We start from the raw sequence: 21,239 nt of genomic DNA on the forward strand, positions 1-21,239 counted from the left end.
ATCAAGTTTCATTTTTTTCTCCTCTTCTCAAAGGAAAAATATATCCTTAGAATAATTTATTCAACTCATCTGTGCGTAAGGCGTGTAACTTAAAAAGATTATTTGCGTTGAGAATGTTGTTAACTCTATTAATCAAGGATTCATTATAATGGGATGCTTTTTTTTTAACTTTAATCCTTTTAATTGTATAGATCTGCGCCCTTGGCGTCTTATTACTGAGGCCCCTCCCTCAATGAAAACGATCCCAGAAGAAGTGATTGTGCATATTTTTTCTTTTCTCTCCCCCAAAGAGCTTGTGAATGCTCAGCAAGTATGTAAACGCTGGAAAAGAATAGGAGATGAAGAGACATTGTGGAAAAGACATCATCAACAGCATTTCAAAGACAAACCCTTACATATTAGCTTTTGTCCAAAAAAACCTCGATCTTTTAGGAATAGTTATCTTTTTTATAACCACAGGAAATCAATAAGACGGGAAGTTAAGTTAGAGACTGCCTCTGTGCGCGCCCATCCCGATTATAATGGAAGAAGTTTTTCCGAGCTGCTGTTATTGATGAATCAAAGTCAAAGCTTTAATCATCAAAAGAGCTTAAAGTTGTAAGGGGAGGCGGGCAAAGAGAATAATGCTGATAAGATACTCTGTATAAATATCAAGAATATCAAGTTTCATTTTTTTCTCCTCTTTTCAAAGAAAAATATATCCTTAGAATAATTTATTCAACTCATCTGTGCGTAAGGTGAGTCTCTAAGTTAAGTGAATTTATTTAATGACCAGAAGAAATTCTCACCTAGCTTTCGTAATTAGCGATGTGAAGGAGGAGAGAAAAATTATTTTTAACAAGAAAAGCAAACAAGAGAAAGTGGATAAAATATTTGCTAGGTAAAGAGCATAAAAATATATGTTAATTATTAGCACTTTTCTTGCTAACACTTTGATCTTTACTACAGGTTCTCTCTTAGATTGCTTAACAGAAAAACCCATTGATGTTATTGGGTTTTTCTGTTAAATTAGTTATAAAGAGATTAACCATGAGAAAATTGACTACCCTTCACAGCCTACATTCACTTCTTACTCGCCCCTTCTTCACCGTAGCTCAAATCAAACAGCTAGGAATATCCCCTGCTCGTCTTGCCTACTATATAAAAAAGAAACAGATTAAACGCCTAGGCCGTGGGATTTATCAAAGCAGCGACTATCAAGGCTCACCAGAAATTTTTCAATGGGAGGATCTTATCGAGGCTGTAAATTCTGTACCAGGAGGAGTAATTTGCCTAATCTCTGCTTTAGCTATCTATGAGATTACAGAGGAAATTCCACGAAAACACTGGATTGCCATCTCCCATAGCACATCGATGACCAGGGAAGGCTCTATAAAAATCGTAAGATTTAGGAATATGGAACTTGGAAAAACAGAAGTAGAGCTAGGAGGTATTCGACTTCCTATATTTGATCGCGAACGCACCATTATAGATGCTTTTAGACTTTTAAGCCGAGAAACTGCTATTAAAGCTCTCAAGATGGCACTCCTTAAAAAAGGAAATAAGATAGATTTAAAAAGACTTCAGACCTATGCAAAAAAGCTTAGATTTAATATTGATCCTTATTTAATTACAGCTACCACATGAACGAGCAAGCATTAAAAAACCGCCTCCAGGTTATTTCCATAGAAAAAGGCATACATTTTAATGAATGCTGGAAGAAACTTCTTCTTGAGCGCTTTTTAGTGCGGCTATCACATTCAACACATGCCCCACATTTCATTTTTAAAGGAGGATCTCTTCTTGCCTATTTCTTGCATATAGGAAGGGAAACCACCGATCTTGATTTTTTACTTACGAACATGAAGGCCGGCCAAGAAGAAACAAAACAAGCCATTGAGCAAATTGCTGCCCTAGAGTTAAAAGATGGATTCTCTTTCAAGTATGCTGGTATAGATATTTTAGAGCAGCCGCATATGGATTATTCGGGCTATCGCGTACATTTAAAGGTGGCATTTGGTCGTATGCAAGATAAAATTCATATCGATGTCGGCATAGGAGATATAGTAAAGCCCTTTAACCAAGGTATTTATCTTTTTCAGTATAAAGGTCATCCTTTATTTGAAGAAGAAGTATCCTTAATGGTTTATCCTCCGGAAACAATTTTTGCTGAAAAGCTCGAGACGGTGATTTCCAAAGGAACGGTTAATAGCCGCATGAAGGATTATCATGACCTGCTCTTGCTAATACGCGACGCAAAACTCATCAATTTCAACATTCTAAAAGACGCCATAACTAACACGTTTAAAAATCGAAAGAGAAGGCTTGAGCTTCTAAGTTTTGATGAACCAGGTCTCAAATCTCTTCAAAAGCTTTAGGCCGCACATTTAAAAAACCTTGGGAACATAGCGCAAGAGCTCAACCTTCCAAAAGAAATGTACAGCACTATAAAGGAAATAAATGATTATATAGCACAGCTAGGCTTAGCTTAACTTAAAACTTAAGCGTAGGCTGCTTTTTTTAGAAAGTTTAAAATTTTAAAACGTTTGCCTTTCTTTTCAAGATCCATCCGGCATTTAACTTCTTTGTAATACGTTGAGCCTATTTCCTACAGATTAATTTATGGGCATTTACTTAATAGCCAGAAGTACATTTCTCCTATATTGCGATTCCTCTATCTAGACAAAGAGCCTTGGAGCTATGTGGAAAAAAGATTATTGTAACCTGAGGAAAATCTAAGCGAAGCTTTGAGGTTAGAAAATAACAAAGCTAAGATAAGAAAAGTAATAAGTAATGAGCAAGTGATCGATGCTAGCTAGGCAATTTGGGAAGTAACTGTAGAAAAAATTAGACGACAACTAGTAGAGCAAATGTAAGGTAGATATATCAAATCTTTAAGGTTTTATTGAGAGAGGCAAAGGACTCTGTCCTTGATGCTAAAAAGAAGGATTGAGTCCTTGCCCTCGTCAGCTTAAAAAAATTAATGAACATTTCTCCATATAGCTTTTTTGGAGCCTTGTCCATTTAGAATTTCATAATGACTTTTGGTCACCTGCTTATCCTGCCAATACCAATCTGTCTTAGTAGTATTGCCAATATAGCTTGTGCAGGGACCATATTTTTGCCCTTTAACCCAGCTAGTTTCTTGAACCACAGTTTTACCATCGCGATAACGACGCTCCACGCCATGTTTACGCCCCTCCACATAAGGGACCTCGGCAATTTTTTCACCATTCGCATACTCTATTGTGATGCCAGACTGTACTCCATTGTTCCACTCTTCCTTTGTGCAGGGTTCGCCAGCTGGCATATAGGTTCTAAGCTGACCATGTATCCTACCATTCGCATAAGGAATAACTTCTTTAGGAGTGCCATTTTGATGATATGTCGTACGTAAAGTTTGCTGCCCTTTCTCGATGGTATCTACCGAAACAAGAAGGCCATAATTATCACGACGTATACGTTTACCATGATAGTTCACCACTTGAGATTCAAGTTGATTGTCGGGCCCATAGTAAGAACCTTGAAAAAGAAGATTACCTTGAAACTCTTCCTTAGATTTAGGACCCCCTGATTCGTACCAGGTAAGGACAGTGCGGTTTTGCGGTGTGTGATAAAATATTTCTTCTTGAGGAGCGCCGGAAAGATAAAAAATGGAGGTTTTTTGCAAAACGCCATTGGCATAGGTTTCTACTTTTTCGATAGCAGAGCTATGAGGATAAGAATAGGTTGTATCTCCATCCAGAACACCGGAATTATAAGTTTTGGTAACGACTACCCCATTGGCTAAAGAAGAGAGAATTTGCCCATGATGGCCACTATCACTCCAATCTTTAGGGCTTACGGGTACACCATAGCGATGCACATAAGTTTCATTAACTACGTCAGGTGAAAAAGAAGATTTTTCTACTTGCTGGCATCCCGCTAAAGCTATAGCAACCCATGAAAGGCCTAAGAGAGAAACATATTTACTACGCATAAATTCACCTCTAAACATTAATTTTTATAATTTTATAATTGTTTCTTGCAAGACATATGCATGCTCATTGTCAACTTCTTCCTGCGATAAAGTCTTTTGGTCATCTCGATAGAGAAAGCGAAAAGTCATATTTTTCAAGCCGGCTCCTAATTTTTCACTACGATAAATATCTAGCAACTTTACATTTTTAAGAAGCTTTGACGATATAGGAACAAGATCTAAAATGTGTTGAAAGGAAATTTCCTCTTTTACTGTCACTGTCCAATCTCTTTGCGAGCCTGGATAGATAGGAATATCCTTTATCACATACTCTTCTTGGCGCACACTAAATAGATCATATACATTTAACTCAGCAAAGTAAATCCTTTGCTGGACATCTAGACGTCTGCAAATGGAAGGATGAATTTCTCCCATTGAGCCGATTTCTAAAGAATCAACAAAAATAGCTACCTGACGGCCTGAATGAAAAGTTCTCAAATCATTTGGCTTAAAAGAAACATTAAACACACGTAATTCCTTAAGGATGTTTTCGATCATTCCTTTCAAATCATAAAAATCAAATTCTCGTTCTTTAGTCGCCCAAGTTTGAGAAGAGGCTTTTCCAGCTAAAACGATGCCTATGACAGATTGATCTTTATATTGTTCTCCTTCTTTATAATGAATGCGACCGATTTCAAATCCGGCTATATCATGATTTTGATGGGCAGCATTATATTTAACCAGCTGTAAAAGGCCTGGTAGCAATGAAGTTCTTAAGGTCGACTGTTCCACGGAGATAGGATTTAAAACTTTAATTGTTTCTAAAGCATTTGTTTGTAGGTTAAGAGTATCTAAAATTGAAGCACCAATCAGATCACAAGTGATAAACTCTTGCAATCCCATCCCAATCAAACGCTCTTTAATGGTTCTTTCAAAAAGAAATAAAGGAGCATGAGGAATAGTGGCATTCTTGTACATAGGCTGAGAGCGGCCAATATTATCATACCCGTAAATGCGGGCGACTTCTTCGATAAGATCCACTTCGCTTAGCACATCCACGCGATAAGTGGGAACTGTCACGCAAAAGTTGTCCTGTCCGTCCCAGGTATAAATAAAGCTTAGGCGTTTAAATATAGCTTCCACCTCACTTACAGCTAGATGCGTGCCTAAAAGACCATTTATTTTGCTTAAACGGCAGCTAACTAGCTTTTCAGCAAACACCTGTTCTTTAATATCGAGAGGCTCTTGAGCAACTTTTCCTAAAGTTAGCTGTTGAATCAGCATGGCTGCACGATTTAAAGTCCATAATACAGCATGAGGATCGGCACCTTTTTCAAAACGTTTGGAGGAATCTGTTTGGAGGCCAAGACGTTTGCTTGTCTTACGAATGGATTTTCTTTCAAAGTAAGCTGCCTCTAGCAAGATGTGTTGGGTAGAAAGAGTGACTTCAGAATTGCTCCCCCCCATGATACCGGCAAGCGCGATCCCTTTTTCTTTATCAGCAATCAATAAATCTTCCGCGCTTAACAGGCGATCCTTTTCATCAAGAGTAGTAAAAATTTCCCCCTCTTTAGCGGCGCGAACGGTAATGGTATGTTCGCTGATTTTGTCATAGTCAAAAGCATGCAAGGGCTGTCCATATTCTAAAAATACGTAATTGGTAATATCAACGATGTTGTTAATAGAACGAATGCCGCTAGCTTTCAAACGTTTTTTCAACCAATCGGGAGACGGGCCCACTTTAACATCCCTTATCACGCGACAAGCATAGCGCAGGCATTTTTCCTTATCTTGCACAGCAACTTTTATTAACTCTGCTGTATGTAAAGATGGATCTTCAGAAAAGGAGATTTCAGGTAAAACAAGAGACAATTCTAAGACGGCTGCTAATTCCCTTGCTACGCCTATCACACTACTGCAATGTCCGAGATTAGGGGTAAGGCCAATTTCAAATAAGGTATCCGCCATTAATATCGCAAGATCAGTACCTACTGGTAGGTGGTCTTCTAGCTCGATAATTCCCTCGTGTTCCTGATCACCTAAACCCAGCTCATCGGCAGCACATAGCATGCCAAAAGATTCGATACCTCTTAACTTTGATTTTTTAATCTTAAATCTTTTGCCACTAGCATCCGTTAAGCTAGCACCTACGCGAGCTAGGGCTGTTTTAATGCCGGGGCGGCAATTTGAAGCTCCACATACCACCTGATAGGTTTCTTGGCCATCCGTTACTTGGGCTACACACAGCTTATCTGCTTCAGGATGCTTTTCGACGGTAAGGACCTCAGCAACAACTACTCCCTCAAAGCCCTCACCTAGCGTTTCTATTTTTTCCACTTCAAGGCCTGCAGAGGTCAAAGCCTTAGTAATTTCTAGAGGTGGCAGATCGATTGAGATATATTCGCGTAACCAATTCAATGAAATTTTCATAGTATCTAAATTCTTTATAAATAAATGGATGAAGAGTAAGAAATAGAATACAGAATTTTGAATAGAAAACAAGAGATAAGATAACAATTAAGTTAAAGGAAATCAAAGGTCTATCTAGTGGGTAAAGATTTAGGGTATGTTTTTTCCATCCCCCAAAACAATTAAAAAGAAAAAGTATAAGAAAACCTTTCGTTGTAGAAGTATAACTTTTCTTATATCTTGAGGGCTACCTTGTTGGTAAAGTTCCCTTGTCTCCAAGCTCGTTTTCCTAACAGCTTCTATAGCTAAGCTTTAAGCAAGCGATCATCTGACAAAGAAGCAAAAACAGCCTTTTGAAGTTTGATTAGGCTATCATAAAGCTAAAGTTGCGACTATTAAAGGATAAGGATAAGAAATACCGTTGAAAAAATCATTTACTAGGAGATAGCTTAAAATTTATAGATAAAGCATTGCTTAAAAAGGCACTCATTGCCATTTAAACAAACCTTAGGCTTAATCCGTAGGCCGCCGTAAAGATACCACCTAGCAAGTAAGCTTTATAAAGCTTAAAGCAGCTCAAGAAAAAAAGAACATAAGCAAGCAAAAACAATAGTGATCAAGCGGGCTTACAATGATAAAGCTTTCTTCTTTTTATAAACTAATTATAAAAAGATAAAGGCTCGATTGCACTTTTGCCTAGCATGCAAAAGAAAGAGGCTTAAGTAAAGTTTATCCATTGCAATTGGCAAAAAAATTATAACTATCACGACTAGCCCTATCTCACACTTACGATGGCTTATGCAAGCTTTTATTATGCAACAAAGCAAGGTACCAAAGCCAAAATTCTTCAAACGGTTTGTTGAAAAAATTTTATACATTCTGAAAAAGAAATGTTTTCTATTTAAACTTTAAGTAGCTTTGCTTATAAAGCAATAAAAAAATTTATAGAGACTAGTGTCAAATGTCTAAATTTAACCGGAATCAAATAGAAAGGCCTTAGTGTATGCTATCAGAAAATTCGCGTGTTCATCCTCTTATATTCCCTGCGTTTAAAAGTATAGAGGAAAAATCCATTAGCGTTAGGAGCGATACTTCTGCCTATGCAGAAATTAGCCTAAAAATATTTGCAGAGTTAAACCTGTCAGATTTAAAACAAGCAAAGCTTGTATGTAGGGCTTGGAAACAGCTCATTCAAAGCAGCAACCTATGGAAAAAGTTTGGTTCGATAAGCCCTAGAATTACTGCTCTAAAAGAAAATTTGCTTGATGATAATCGAATAGATTTACTTGATCCACTTACAGGCCAGTGGACACCAAAGCAAATGGCTATATTCTTATGGCAAAATCCCACCACTATTATTAACGATTCACTAGCAGCAAAAGTAAATACTGCGGCTGCTTACCTAAAAGAGGAAGGATTTACATTAAAAGGTGTGGCGAGTGATGGTGACTGCTTTTTTAGTGCTTTTTTAGGGAGCTATGCCTCCCTTTCTAGAAAAATTCCATTGCTAGAAATGCAAAGCAATAAAATCTCTTATTTAAGGCAAGTGCTCTCAGACATTATTAAGCACACTAACAGCAAAAGAGCGGAAGAAATAATAGAAAAAGGGATCTGGATAAGCGGCTTGGGCGAAGGAGATTTATTAGCATCGGCTTTATCTATTCCTATAAGGCTAGTAACGGTTAATGAAGAACAATTGATTTGCGGTATTCATGATAGCCTGATCTTCTCAGAACAAGGCTTAGCTGAAGAGAATAGATCGCAGGGATGGAAAACTATCCCTCAAAAAAAAAGACCTAAAGAATATATTTTTATAGTGGATCTTGGGGGCCATTTTATTTATGCGCTAAAGACTTTAAAGCAAGATAAATTTCTTCCTTCAAAGTCAAAAATCTCTCCAAATGTTGCTTCAGGAAAAGATAATTCTTCTTATCCTAATAAAAAAGCTAAAACAGCAGATAAAATAAGGGAAAATAAAAGATCTTCATTAAACAAGTCAGAGCCAAAAACTTCGCCTAATGCTCTGCCAGGAGAAGATAATTTTTTTCGCCCTCATAAAAAAGCTAAAATAGCCACTAAAAAGGGAGAAACTAAACAATTGGCAATAAAAGCATACCAAGGTGAGAGAGCGGCTAAAAAAGAAATATTTGATCCTTCTAATCCTTTAGCTACTTTGCCCTTAAAAATTTTCCAGCAAATTTTTCTTTCTTTTAGCAGTTTAACCCAGGAGGAATTAAAAGGAATTACTAATATTAGAAGCTGTGCTAAAAGTTTTAAACAACACATGCCAAGTAATATTAAATTTTTGGCAAAGTATCAACCTCAAAAACAAAAGCCTTATGTAAAAAAGATCTTAGACTATTTAAACAACGTTGCTACTGATAATCCTCAGCACAATGGTTTATTATCAATAGATAAAGCTGAAGAAGCTTATGCACAAGCTTTAAAAATGGCTATTCAAGAAAAAGATTCTCTTCAAGAATGCTTTTACATAGAAAAATTAGGTGACATTTGCCTAAGAAAACAAACGTCTAAAACACTTCTGCAAGCAGCGAGCCTCTATAATTATGCCTTACGCCTTGCACCTCCACAACGGCAAAAAATTCTTAAGGATAGGCTTTGCCAAGTTCAAGATTTACTCGTTAGAGAATGTAAAGGTAAACCTCTTGATTCTACGGTAATGAATAAACAATTCGAAAGCAATCGCAATACATTAAAAAAATTTAGAGAAGAAATAGAGCAGAAAGCTCAAGCTCTGCCAGAGAGCCCTTCTTCTCAAGAGGTAAGAGAGCTGTATGGTGAGATAGCTTACCAAATAAAAATTTTCTTTGAGCAACTTACAATACAGGCTCTGCATCAATTAAGCCCTGCTCCTTGTGAATATGCCATGATAGGATTTGGCTCGTTAGCTAGAGAAGAAATGACACCATATTCAGATTTAGAATTTGGCATTCTTATACAAGAAGATACTCCAGACAACAGAGAGTATTTTAAGCGTTTGACTACTTTAATTCACTTAAAGGTCATCAATTTAGGAGAAACCATTCTTCCAGCTTTAAACATTCCTTGCTTAAAAGCCATCGCCTTTTTTGATAGCGTGACGCCACGGGGCTTTGCTTTTGATGGAGCAGGGGTAGAAGGAAAAGGCTGTAAAACTCCTTTGGGGAATGGCAAAACATTTGAACTTATCCAAACTCCTGAACAGATGGCCCAATATGTGGGTAAAGATGAAAAAGGCCAATGGTGGTATGAAAAAGAGCCCCATCTTCCTATGGAATTGCTAAACCATACTCATCTACTAGGCAATGGAGAGTTAACTAAAGCCTATGATGAAAATATTCAAGAAGTGCTTAATATGTCTTATCAAGAAAACCTTGATCTGCGCCAGTATTTAGCCAAACAGCACCTTGTTCTAGCTGATATGGAAGCTTTTAATCCAGGAATGGGTGATTTAAACAAGCGTGGTATGCTTTTTCGAGTTAAGAATGATTTTTATCGGTTTCCTCATTTAGCTATTGACCGGCTAGCTCTTCTTAAAAAAGTAACAGTTTCCGACACTTTTACTAGGATTGACAAGCTAAGTGAGCTAGAGATTATAAATGAAGGGGCTACTGAAAAGTTAAAGGATTGGATGAGCCTAGCACTATTTATGCGTCTTAAAACTTATTCTCATTATCGAGCGCAAAAAGAGATGATGAATCCTCTCCTTAAGCCCTTTGGATTTGAAGATCCAAATCTTATTAAACAGCAGTTTGCTTTAGATCATAAAAGTTTAAAAAAGATAAAAAAGATCTACCGGATCTTTATTCCTTTTTACCAAGCCATTGAAGAATTTTTAAAAGGCAATGAAGATGAACTTAAATCGTCTGATTTGGAAGATAACTCACCTGAGACACAAGGAGATATATACCAGAGGCTTTTTCAACATAAAAAAGCAGAAAAATGGTATCTTTTAGCAATAAAAGCAAATTCCAAAAATTCAATAGCTTTAAATGCCCTCGGGAACATTTATCTTAAGCAAGGCAACTTAGACAAAGCGGTAGAATATAGCGTTAAAGCCCTTGCTATTGATCTTAAGCTTTTTGGTGAAAATCATCCCACCGTGGCAACAAGTTATAACAACCTAGGACAAATTTACGAAGACCAAGGCAACTTAGACAAAGCGGTAGAATATAGCGTTAAAGCCCTTGCTATTGATCTTAAGCTTTTTGGTGAAAATCATCCCACCGTAGCAAGAGATTACAACAACCTAGGAGCAATCTACCAAGGCCAAGGCAAATTAGACAAAGCGGCTGAGTATATTGAGAAAGCCCTTGCTATTGATCTTAAGCTTTTTGGTGAAAATCATCCCACCGTGGCAGCAAGTTATAACAACCTAGGATTAATCAACCAAGAGCAAGGCAATTTAAACAAGGCGGCCGAGTATAGCAGCAAAGCCCTTGATATTGATCTTAAGCTTTATGGTGATAATCATCCCACCGTGGCAATTCGTTACAGCAACCTAGGACAAACTTACAAAAACCAAGGCAACCTAGACAAAGCGGCTGAGTATGCTGAGAAAGCTCTTGCTATTAACCTTAAGCTGTTTGGGGAAAATCATCCAACCGTGGCAATTTTTTACAGCAGCCTAGGAATAATCCACCAAGGCCAAGGCAACTTAGACAAAGCGGCTGAGTATGCTGAGAAAGCTCTTGCTATTAACCTTAAGCTGTTTGGGGAAAATCATCCAACCGTGGCAATTTTTTACAGCAACCTAGGACAAACTTACAAAAACCAAGGCAACTTAGACAAAGCGGTAGAATATAGCGTTAAAGCCCTTGCTATTAACCTTAAGCTGTTTGGTGAAAATCATTCCACTGTGGCAATTTTTTACAACAACCTAGGACAAACTTACAAAAACCAAGGCAATTTAGACAAAGCAACAGAATACAGTCAAAAAGCACTTGCTATTAACCTTAAGCTTTTTGGTGATAATCATCCCACCGTAGCAACAAATTACAACAACCTAGGACAAATTTACGTAGACCAAGGCAACTTAGACAAAGCGGTAGAATATAGCGTTAAAGCACTTGCTATTAACCTTAAGCTTTTTGGTGATAATCATCCCACCGTAGCAACAAATTACAATAACCTAGGACAAATCTACCAAAAGCAAGGCAACTTAGACAAAGCGGTAGAATATAGCGTTAAAGCCCTTGATATTGATCATAAGCTTTATGGTGATAATCATCCCGATGTGGCAAGGGATTACAACAACCTAGGACAAATTTACAAAGAGCAAGGCAAATTAGACAAAGCGGCTGAGTATGTTGAGAAAGCCCTTGCTATTGATCTTAAGCTTTTTGGTGAAAATCATCCCACCGTGGCAACAAATTACAACAATCTGGGTGGAATCTACCAAGAACAAAGCAATTTTGGTAAGGCAGCTGAATATGCTGGGAAAGCTCTTGCTGTTAACCTCAAGCTTTTTGGTGAAAATCATCCCGACGTGGCAATTCGTTACAGCAACCTAGGACAAATTTACAAAGGCCAAGGCAACTTAGACAAAGCGTTAGAATATAGCCAAAAAGCCCTTGCTATTAACCTTAAGCTTTTTAGTGAAAATCATCCCACTGTAGCAATCTCTTACAATAATTTAGGCCAAATTTACAAAGGGCAAGGTAATTTAGAACAGGCGATTGAATATACTAAGAAAGCTCTTGCTATTGATCTTAAGCTTTTTGGTGAAAATCATCCCACGGTAGCAACCTCTTACAATAATTTGGGCACCATTTACAAGGAGCAAAGTAATTTAGAACAGGCGATTGAATATGCCGAGAAAGCCCTTGCTATTAACCTTAAGCTTTTTGGTGAAAATCATCCCACCGTAGCAACAAATTACAACAACCTAGGATTAATCAACCAAGAGCAAGGCAATTTAAACAAGGCGGCCGAGTATAGCAGCAAAGCCCTTGATATTGACCTTAAACTTTATGGTGATAATCATCGCACCGTGGCAATTCGTTACAGCAACCTAGGTCAAATCTACCAAAAGCATGGCAACTTAGACAAAGCGCTAGAATATAGCGTTAAAGCACTTGCTATTGACCTTAAGCTTTTTGGTGAAAATCATGCCGAGGTAGCAAGAGATTATAACAACCTAGGAGTAATCTATCTGAATCAAGGCAACTTAGACAAAGCGCTAGAATATAGCCAAAATGCACTTGCTATTGACCTTAAGCTTTTTGGTGAAAACCATCCTGCCGTTTCAAGAGATTATAACAACCTAGGTCAAATCTACCAAAAGCATGGCAACTTAGACAAAGCGCTAGAATATAGCCAAAATGCACTTGCTATTGACCTTAAGCTTTTTGGTGAAAACCATCCTGCCGTTTCAAGAGATTATAACAACCTAGGTCAAATCTACCAAAAGCATGGCAACTTAGACAAAGCGGTAGAATATAGAGTTAAAGCACTTGCTATTGACCTTAAGCTTTTTGGTGAAAATCATGCCGAGGTAGCAAAAGATTACGCCAATCTAGGAATAATCTACAAAGAACGAGGCAATTTAAACAAGGCGGCTGAGTATTACAATAAAGCCCTTGCTATTAACCTTAAGCTTTTTGGTGATAATCATCCCACCGTAGCAAGAGATTATAACAACCTAGGAGTAATCTATCTGAATCAAGGCAACTTAGACAAAGCGCTAGAATATAGCCAAAATGCACTTGCTATTGACCTTAAGCTTTTTGGTGAAAATCATGCCGAGGTAGCAACTTGTTACAGCAATCTAGGAACAATTCACCAAGAACAAGGCAACTTAGACAAAGCGGCTGAGTATGTTGAGAAAGCACTTGCTATTAACCTTAATCTTTTCGGTGAAAATTATGCCGAGGTAGCAACAAATTATAACAATCTAGGATGGATTTACCAACTAAAAGGAAATATGGGAAAGGCATCTGAATGTGCCAATCAGGCTCTTAGAATTGCTACCAACATCTATGGTAACAACCATCCTATAGTAGCCGCATTTTTAATAGTAACCGCATTTCTAACCCACCAACAGGCTTCACAAAAAGCAATATAAATCCCATAAAATGGGTAGGGGCATGCAGGACAAAGAGATTCAGAGAATGTGGATAAACACTATTCAATGGAGCAGGAAATGTAATACAGTTATCAACCTATATCACTCTCCGAAAATCTATTTCTCTATTTACTCAAAGGCGAGTAGCCTTAAGAATAGAAAGTTGAACGCCGGCCGTTTGACCTAAATCGAATAAAGAAGGTAGATCAGGATTGCTGTCCATATAGATATTCAATGTCTTCATCATCCTTAACTTTGCCTCTTCAGGAAGCTCATTTAAGGTGTTCACAAGGAGCATAGCAAGCATAGCCATATTGGAGTCTTTTAAAGAAAAAGGGTCTGATAACACATCCATAAATTCTTTAGAAGTTATCCATTCATATTTGGCTTTATATATCCCCCCTAAAGCAGCGGCAAGTAACATCACCTGCATTTGTTGAGCTAAAACTTTTTTCTCGCCTTCATTCATATTGGCTGCTGAAGGTAACTTGTCGACTATAGTCATGAGATAACCGCCTAAAACCCCATCAAGGGACCATTGAGCTATTTGAGTAGCAAATTTATGGGCGATGACTTTTTCATCTGTCAATCCAGGATTTTTTTGTAAGGCTTGGGCAATTTGTGTCCCAAAAATAGCGCGAATAAAAATAGTAGCCACTGCTAAAACTAATCCCCCCGCCATATTTAGGTCTTGCAATAGAGGGTTTAATTCCTTTCTTCGATCGGCCTCTCTTTTTTCTTCTGCTATTTTTTTTAAACTTTGCGACCAGCTATCTAAAATGTTTAGGCAAATTTTATCCATCGCTAATTGGCTAATAGCTATTATGTTATTAGCATCAGGAGGAATTAATAAGGGATTGGAAAGAGGAGGCAAATAAAGTGAAGCAACCACTGCACTCGCTTTTTCGATAGAATCTTTAGAATGCAGGGAGGTTTCTTGGACGTTGGAGTCCACTGCTGAAGTTTGCTTAGGTTGATAAAGCGCCTCAGCATTAGGTAAACCTGATTGATTACCCATTCCTGTATTCAGGTTAGTAAAATCTTGGCTCATAAGGACATCCTCTGCTATACATCTTTCTCTTCTTAGTGTAACACATTCAACCATTTTGTAAAATAATTTATTTAAAAACCAAAAGCCTTATATGAGCGATTCCTTTATTATTTTTTAGCTGCAGCGATTATTGAATGCCTTTTTCTTTCCTTATTGCAAAAATTCATGTTAGAATGCGAAATATTAACAAAGATAACGGAAAGAAAAATTAATGACAGAAAACACCCATTTTACCCATAAAGCTCCTATTGAGCACGTAGCCGAAAAACTAGCCGAAGGAAAATTCTCTACGGTGGAAGTGCATGGAACTGAAATTCCTGGCCATTTTTCTGCTGCTGCCGATGCGGCCCGTGAAACAGCAGTAGTTTTGCTTCTCATGAGTTGCATTATTCTTTCATTTAAAATACCCCTCCTCTCTCTCACTTTGGCCCTAATTATCTTTTCTACGGGATGGACGCTATGGAAGTTTGGACGCAGTGCCTGGCTTGGCTGGTCACGTCTAGAAAGATTACATCGTCTTGTTAAACAAGAGAAATGGGAAATTGATCATAATCGTGAGCAAGAAAAAATGGAGCTTAAAGATCTATATGCCAACAAAGGCTTTGAAGGCAAAATGTTAGATCATATAGTGGAGGTTTTAATGGCTGATGGCGACCGCCTTCTTAGGGTAATGGTAGAAGAAGAGCTAGGCCTTAAACTTGAGTCCCATGAGCACCCTTTAAAACAAGCTTGCGGTGCTGGCTTAGGAGCAATTGCTGCTGCTGCTATGGTTCTCACCTGCCAGTTAATAGCACCAGGATTTCAAGGTTTAGTCATAGGTTCTTTAGGAACGATAGCTGCGGCTTCAGCGCTCTCAGCTTATTATGAGCAGAACCGTATGATTCCCGCTATTATCTGGAATGGAGGGCTCGCCATTTTAGCTTATGCCTGGGTCTATTTTCTCCATGAATTTTTTTTTAGACAAGGCTGATTATTATGCATGCTAGCAAGACTCATACACCTGCTTTTGGAGAGTTTTTTGAATTGGATTCTCCTGAAACTTCAAGCCCTTTCATTAAGCCCGCAAGTCGTCAGTGGGGAGTCAATCTTACCTTAAAAGCTTCAATAGCAGCTACTATTTTACTCGCTATTTCTTTTGCATTTTCCTGGTTTAAGGTCACTCATTCCCTATCGACACTATTACTAGTCATAGTTTATTTTTTGGCAGGCATTCCTGCCTTAATCGAATCTTTTGAGGATCTAGCTAATTTAGATATTAACATTGATATTTTGATGACTTTAGCAGCATTTTCTTCCGTTTTAATTGGAAGCGAAATGGAAGGAGGGCTACTGCTTGTCCTTTTTGCTCTCTCGGGTGCCATGGAGCAGGCGGTCACAGAAAAAGCTAAAAGCGCTATCAGCGCTTTGCATAAACTTTCTCCCACCAAAGCTAGTATAGTACAACCAGATGGGACTCTCCTAGAGAGAGCTATCAATGAAATTCAGGTAGGTGAAAATATTCTAGTTAAATCGGGTCAAGTGGTACCTTTAGATGGAGTAGTGCTTGAAGGCATTTCAAGCGTAAATCTTGTCCACCTGACAGGTGAAAATTTTCCTATGACAAAAAAGGTTGGAAATGAGGTGCCGGCTGGAGCCACTAACTTAGATGGAGCTCTTGTTCTGCAAGTGCTAAGAACTAGCTCTGACTCGACCTTAGCCAAAATCATTCAATTAGTCACTCAAGCTCAAGATGCTAAACCTAAACTTCAACGTTGGTTTGATAAGTTTAGCCGCCGTTATGCTATTTCTATCATTTGCTTATCCGCCTTTTTCGTGCTCATTCTGCCTTATCTACTTTCTATCCCTTTTTTAGGAATGGAAGGATCCGTCTATAGAGCCCTAGCTTTTTTAATAGCCGCTTCGCCCTGTGCTTTAATTATAGCTATGCCTATTGCTTATCTAAGTGCTGTAGGAGCTTGTGCAAAGCGCGGCATTTTGCTAAAAGGAGGAGTCATTTTAGATGCATTAGCCTCTTGTAATAGGGTTGCCTTCGATAAAACAGGGACTTTAACCACAGGAGAACTTACCTGCGCAGCTATAGAAACCTTGGATCAAGGAATTGATAAAGCTACAGCCCTTAGCATCGCTTTTGCTCTGGAAAAAAATGCCGTACACCCTATAGCCAAAGCTATCTTAGCTTATTCTCATCACACTAAAACTTTACCCGTCGAGCTTAAAAATTTTAAAGCGATCCCAGGCAGTGGCCTTGAAGGAACCGTTATTCTACCCGAGGGAGATGTTCCTGTCCTTATTGGACACCCTGAATTTATTGCAGGAAAATTAAGTCCTACCCAGGCTAAAGTTTTATTAGATAAATGTGAGGAGTTACAAAATCAAGGCGAACTTGTCTCCCCTCTTCTAGCTGGTAAACACTTAGTATTATTCCGCTTTCTCGATACAATACGGCCTAACATTCAAAACACTTTGAAAAATCTTAGCCAAAAGATGGGCTTAAAGCTGGTTATGTTGACGGGTGATCATCAATATAGTGCTGAGCGCATTGCTAAGGAGCTTGGTATCTCCTCTTTTTATGCTAATTTGAAACCCGAAGATAAACTAAAACATGTAGCGCAACTGGCGGAAAAAGAAGGTTTGGCAATGGTGGGGGATGGCATTAACGATGCCCCTGCTCTTGCACGCGCAACAGTAGGTATTTGCATGGGAAAAGTAGGAACAACTACAGCTGTTGAAGCCGCTGACATTGTGCTTTTGCAAGATAATATCGAACGACTAGATTGGCTTTTTCTTAAGGCAAAAAGAACTCAACGAGTTGTAAAGCAAAACCTTTTTATAGCTATTGCAGCCATTTTTATTGCTACTATTCCTTCTATTGCTGGATTCATCCCTTTATGGCTAGCAGTACTGATGCATGAAGGAGGCACTGTAATAGTAGGACTAAATGGGCTACGTCTTCTAAAAAGTTAAACCTTGTCTTCTATCTAAGCCGGCCTGATATTAGCACCTAGGCTTACTCATTTAGCTCCTCTTCTAAAAGCAATCCTAAGCTAAAAAAATTTTGATAACTCCTAGAGGATTTTTTGAAGAGGAGTTTTTTAATGTCTTCTTAAGCTAATTCATTGACTTAAAGTTATAGTGGATTAAAAGCTTACAAGTACGCAAAAGAGCTCTTAAGAGTCCTTCACCTCCTTTCTTATCCTCTCTTACTATTTTTTTTACTCCCCTCTATTTAGTAGTCTATCCTGACAATCATTCTTTTAATTTAATGTTAATGAAATATGTTGTAAAAAAAACATTCTCATTCTATAAATTGTTGTTATAAATAAACTTACGTTTACCAAGGAGAAAAAAATGTCCGCACCTACCGTAACAAGAGCTAGAGTTGCAGAGCCAGCGATGGAAAGACAATCTTTAGCAAATAAAAAAAATATGCCGGTTCAATTTGGTTCAATGAACAGAGGCAAGACTTTTACAATCGCCACTTTAGGGGTCACAGCAAGCGTGGCAGCAGTCGCAGCTGTTGCAGCTGCAGTTTTTTCTTCTTACTTAGTAGCTGCTATAGCGGCCACGGCTTTAGTGACAACAATTTTAGCCACTATTTCCGCCACTCGTATAAATCTTTCTGCTGAAGATTTAAAAAAACATAGTGAACTTACAACCCAAGTTGCTCGCCTTGAAACCCGACTTCAAGAGCTCAATCGGCTAAAAGCCAATGCGGAGGCAGAGGAAAATCAAAGCATTAAAAAATTCGATGTAGAGCTTCATACAGGCGAAGGTGAAATAACATCCCCCTTGACGCAAGAGAAATTAGGGGATCCAGCAAAAATTCTAGGGAAGCATGAAAGCGAAGTAAAAGATATAAAGGAAAAGTTGGTAAATCTTAACAAAAGTTTGTTAGAGGCAGAAAGCACGAAACAACGAATGAAAGAGGATTATGAGACCCAGATAAAAGCAAAAGAAGCTAAAATCCTGGAACTAAGCAAACAATTAGACAAGATCCAAAAACAGTTAGAAGAAACGCAAAAAAATATCCCTCAACAAACAGTTCCTACCCAAGGACAAGTAAATAGCAAAGAAAAAATTAAAGTAGAGGCTCAGGAGAAGGAAAAGGTAAAGCTGCAAGCAGCCTTGGAGCAACTTATTCAAGAAAAAAAACAGTTAGAAGATAGCTTAAAAGCAAAAAATGCTGACTTTGACCAACTTAAAAATACGCATCAGAAATTGTTAGAACAAAAAGGAAATGAGGTTTTTGAACTGCAAGAAAAATTAAAAGCGGTCAAAAAAACGCTGCAGTCTCAACAGCACTCTGAAGAAATAGCTCAGAAAAATGCCGCACTGGAAGAGCAAGTGGAAGCGCTGAGAAAACAAATTCAGAGCCAAGCCACTAACGTAGAGACCAAAGAAAAGCAGATAGTAGAGCTCCAAAAAAATATCCAGACCTTTCGCAAAGAGAATGAAAATTTAAGTCACGAATTTATCAACTTAAAAGAACTGAATGCTACCTTAGTAGGAAAAATCAAAGAGGAAAAACTTAAACATCCTGAAGATAAGTCTTCCAGCGAGAGACAAGTAAGATTTGCTCAAGAGAAATCCTCTCAACCTGCTGTCCAAACTTCTCCTTTACACTTTACTCCTGAAATGGAAGAAGATTTGAAACAGTATTTCAAAGCCAAGGATATGGCCCTAACCTTTTCTATCGATCAGCAGCTCCATATATTAGGTGTACTAAAAAAGAATATTCTAGCATTAGGCGGTAAAGTTAGCAGCGAAGCAAGAGAGCCTGCTATTGAATGGATCGACATAAATTTTAATAACCTAATATTTAAAAAATATGAGGCTTTTAAAACAGAAATTGAAGATCTAAGAGAGAAATTAAAACAGAATAATGCTTTGGTTACCAATGTAAACGAGCTAGAGGAGCTTAAGAAAGAAACACAAAACCTTAAAAATGAGCGGTTGCTTTACTTTAAAGATCAAGCAGAACTTTTAGAAAAATTTAAGGCTAAATTAGAAGAAAACAAAAAAGCTAACAAAAAGATTATCCCTGTTGTCGAGCAATGTCTTGCCTCTCTTAAGATGAAGAAATAAGCAATAAAGGCTAATCATTTTATCTTTCTTTCAGGTCTTGCTTTGTCCAGCAAGACCTGCCTTCAAGCTGCTTCTCTTATTCCATTTTTCGACAAATAAAAAAATAAAGCCAAATACTTTGTTCTTTTAGAGAATAGAAAGCAAGCAGAAAATTTAAACAATAATAGATAGGCTCCATTTTAAAAAGTTATCTTCCCTAACTAAATCATATTCCTCTTGTAAAAAAACCTAAGTACACTTATAAACTTAAGGTCATTTTACGCTGAAATTTCTAAGGAGAAACAAATGACACAAGAAGTAATAAATAATGCTTTGCAAGCTTTATATCTAGGAGATGAACAACCCTCCCTCAAAAGACAGGAATCTCCGGGAAATATGCAAGGTCGCCGAGTAGCTACTATCTGCTTTGGCAGCCTGGCAATCATAGCTTCTACCGCAGCAGCTGTAGCAGCCTTCATTTTTGCTTCTCCTATGATTGCAGGAGCCTGTGCTACTACTGCGCTAACAGGAACGTTTATCTCTACTATTCTAGCCAGCAGCCTTAAAGTTCCTTTTTCATTAATTAACCTAGTGAAGAGGCTGACAGAAAAAGTTAAAACTTTGTTTCAAGCTAATAATGCTTTAAATCAACAGATAGAAGAATTAAGAAATCAACCTATTAATCATGAAGATGAAGTTGCTAAACAAAAAATAGCTCAACTTAATCAACAAATAGAGGCACTAAAAGTAGAAATCAGAACTAGCTACGAAGAAACTTACCACTCGAAAGAAACACTCCAACATGCACGAGAAACTATAGCTAAAGCTGAAGAGCAAATAGGTGAGCTTACTCAACAGATTAATGAATTAAATACTAGGATGGGCATTAAAATTGAAGAGACTCAAGCCCTCCAACAACAACTTGAAGAAACAAAGAAAATAGTTGCTGACAAAGAAAATGAAATACAGGAAGTAAAAAATTCTTCAAATTCCGAGTCTAACATCAAGGTCGCGCACACTGCACTGAATGAACTTCATACAACTCAGATAGCCAAAGCAGAGATAGAAAAAAAGCTTTCGGAAACGCAGAAAGAGATAGAAAAAATGAAGAAGAAGCTCACTAAAGTCGACTATGAGAAGAGGGCTGTTGAAGTTAGGTTAAAAGAGACAAGATCAAAACTTGATATTGCACAGGACAGCTTAGCCAAAAAAGAACAAGAGATTGGGCTTTTAAGAAAAAATTTAGATAATACTATGGAATTGTCAAAACATCAAGTGGAAGAAATTAAAGACTTAAAAGCTAGGCAAGAAAGATTAGAAAAAAGATTAAGCGAGAGCCCCTCAAGCGATGAAAATGTTCCATCTACCCTTACTTCTTCCGCCAGTGCTGCAGAACATCTAAGTGCTGATACCTCAATTGAGAACCCAGTCCATGCTGCCAAGATTGAAAAACTAACTGAGGAGCTCCAGGCATTAAAAGCTGCAATTCAAGATAAAGAGCGTGAGGCTGAAGAGATTAGGAGTAAAGCTAAAGCCTATGTTCATGAAGTTAAAGAAGGTACAAAAGATTTCATAGATAAACTGCGCAATAAAATCTACAGCCTGATGGAAAGAAATTCAAGCAAAGAAGAAATCTTAGTAGCGATCGATAAGATGGTAAATGCAATAAAATAGGCCGAACGAAAATAGAACCCATCTTTTTTAAGCATTTA

At 37.8% G+C, this 21,239-nt stretch carries 11 protein-coding genes; 8 read left to right on the forward strand and 3 right to left on the reverse strand.

All coding sequences use genetic code 11. The annotated features are described in order from the left end of the window. Positions 1-148: 148 nt before the first annotated feature. The 3 genes from DB42_RS09260 to DB42_RS09270 all read left to right on the forward strand — a co-directional run bounded on the left by DB42_RS09260 (position 149) and on the right by DB42_RS09270 (position 2,357). Positions 149-601, forward strand: a complete 453-nt coding sequence (locus DB42_RS09260; RefSeq protein ID WP_044882715.1) for an F-box protein — start codon at positions 149-151, stop codon at positions 599-601. Positions 602-1,029: 428 nt separating this feature from the next. Further along, positions 1,030-1,626: a type IV toxin-antitoxin system AbiEi family antitoxin domain-containing protein gene (locus DB42_RS09265; protein WP_044882716.1), complete on the forward strand. Its 597-nt coding sequence runs from the start codon at positions 1,030-1,032 to the stop codon at positions 1,624-1,626. Next, positions 1,623-2,357 (forward strand): nucleotidyl transferase AbiEii/AbiGii toxin family protein, encoded by a 735-nt coding sequence (locus DB42_RS09270; protein ID WP_044882717.1) that lies wholly within the window; start codon positions 1,623-1,625, stop codon positions 2,355-2,357. Before DB42_RS09265 ends, DB42_RS09270 begins: the two co-directional genes overlap by 4 nt. A gap of 602 nt (positions 2,358-2,959) precedes the next feature. On the opposite strand, the gene DB42_RS09275 is transcribed toward DB42_RS09270, so the two are convergent. Beyond that, positions 2,960-3,958 carry a toxin-antitoxin system YwqK family antitoxin gene (locus DB42_RS09275; RefSeq protein ID WP_052436110.1) on the reverse strand — a complete coding sequence of 333 codons (999 nt, stop codon included), beginning with the start codon at positions 3,956-3,958 and terminating at the stop codon, positions 2,960-2,962. A gap of 24 nt (positions 3,959-3,982) precedes the next feature. Next, complete coding sequence (gene pheT / locus DB42_RS09280; protein ID WP_044882718.1) at positions 3,983-6,367, reverse strand: phenylalanine--tRNA ligase subunit beta; 2,385 nt, start codon at positions 6,365-6,367, stop codon at positions 3,983-3,985. 982 nt (positions 6,368-7,349) lie between these two features. On the opposite strand from pheT, the gene DB42_RS09285 reads away from it, so the two are divergent. Continuing rightward, a complete protein-coding gene (locus DB42_RS09285; protein ID WP_044882719.1) occupies positions 7,350-13,412 on the forward strand; it encodes a tetratricopeptide repeat protein in 6,063 nt (2,020 codons plus the stop codon). Positions 13,413-13,545: 133 nt separating this feature from the next. Here the strand turns inward: DB42_RS09285 and DB42_RS09290 are convergent, their stop codons facing one another. Then, entirely contained in the window at positions 13,546-14,463 is a 918-nt protein-coding gene (locus DB42_RS09290; protein WP_044882720.1) for a hypothetical protein, read from the reverse strand. A 211-nt stretch (positions 14,464-14,674) separates the two neighbouring features. Here DB42_RS09290 and DB42_RS09295 point away from each other — a divergent pair, with 211 nt between their 5' ends. From DB42_RS09295 to DB42_RS09310, 4 genes are all read left to right on the forward strand, one after another. Next, the gene (locus tag DB42_RS09295) at positions 14,675-15,433 is read left to right on the forward strand and encodes a VIT1/CCC1 transporter family protein (protein ID WP_044882721.1); all 759 of its coding nucleotides are present in this window, start codon (positions 14,675-14,677) and stop codon (positions 15,431-15,433) included. Positions 15,434-15,438: 5 nt separating this feature from the next. Further along, a complete protein-coding gene (locus DB42_RS09300; protein WP_044882722.1) occupies positions 15,439-17,427 on the forward strand; it encodes a heavy metal translocating P-type ATPase in 1,989 nt (662 codons plus the stop codon). Positions 17,428-17,811: 384 nt separating this feature from the next. After that, positions 17,812-19,548, forward strand: coding sequence for a hypothetical protein (locus DB42_RS09305; protein WP_044882723.1), 1,737 nt, complete (start codon positions 17,812-17,814; stop codon positions 19,546-19,548). A 285-nt stretch (positions 19,549-19,833) separates the two neighbouring features. Beyond that, positions 19,834-21,201, forward strand: a complete 1,368-nt coding sequence (locus DB42_RS09310) for a hypothetical protein (RefSeq protein WP_044882724.1) — start codon at positions 19,834-19,836, stop codon at positions 21,199-21,201. Positions 21,202-21,239: the final 38 nt, after the last annotated feature.

The organism is Neochlamydia sp. EPS4, from assembly GCF_000813665.1.
GTDB lineage: Bacteria > Chlamydiota > Chlamydiia > Chlamydiales > Parachlamydiaceae > Neochlamydia.

What these genes read in the sequence shown, in the direction of transcription:
- DB42_RS09260 (WP_044882715.1), top strand. Translation starts at nt 149, where the DNA reads ATGGGATGCTTTTTTTTTAACTTTAATCCTTTTAATTGTATAGATCTG.
- DB42_RS09265 (WP_044882716.1), top strand. Translation starts at nt 1,030, where the DNA reads ATGAGAAAATTGACTACCCTTCACAGCCTACATTCACTTCTTACTCGC.
- DB42_RS09270 (WP_044882717.1), top strand. Translation starts at nt 1,623, where the DNA reads ATGAACGAGCAAGCATTAAAAAACCGCCTCCAGGTTATTTCCATAGAA.
- DB42_RS09275 (WP_052436110.1), bottom strand. Translation starts at nt 3,958, where the DNA reads ATGCGTAGTAAATATGTTTCTCTCTTAGGCCTTTCATGGGTTGCTATA.
- pheT (WP_044882718.1), bottom strand. Translation starts at nt 6,367, where the DNA reads ATGAAAATTTCATTGAATTGGTTACGCGAATATATCTCAATCGATCTG.
- DB42_RS09285 (WP_044882719.1), top strand. Translation starts at nt 7,350, where the DNA reads ATGCTATCAGAAAATTCGCGTGTTCATCCTCTTATATTCCCTGCGTTT.
- DB42_RS09290 (WP_044882720.1), bottom strand. Translation starts at nt 14,463, where the DNA reads ATGAGCCAAGATTTTACTAACCTGAATACAGGAATGGGTAATCAATCA.
- DB42_RS09295 (WP_044882721.1), top strand. Translation starts at nt 14,675, where the DNA reads ATGACAGAAAACACCCATTTTACCCATAAAGCTCCTATTGAGCACGTA.
- DB42_RS09300 (WP_044882722.1), top strand. Translation starts at nt 15,439, where the DNA reads ATGCATGCTAGCAAGACTCATACACCTGCTTTTGGAGAGTTTTTTGAA.
- DB42_RS09305 (WP_044882723.1), top strand. Translation starts at nt 17,812, where the DNA reads ATGTCCGCACCTACCGTAACAAGAGCTAGAGTTGCAGAGCCAGCGATG.
- DB42_RS09310 (WP_044882724.1), top strand. Translation starts at nt 19,834, where the DNA reads ATGACACAAGAAGTAATAAATAATGCTTTGCAAGCTTTATATCTAGGA.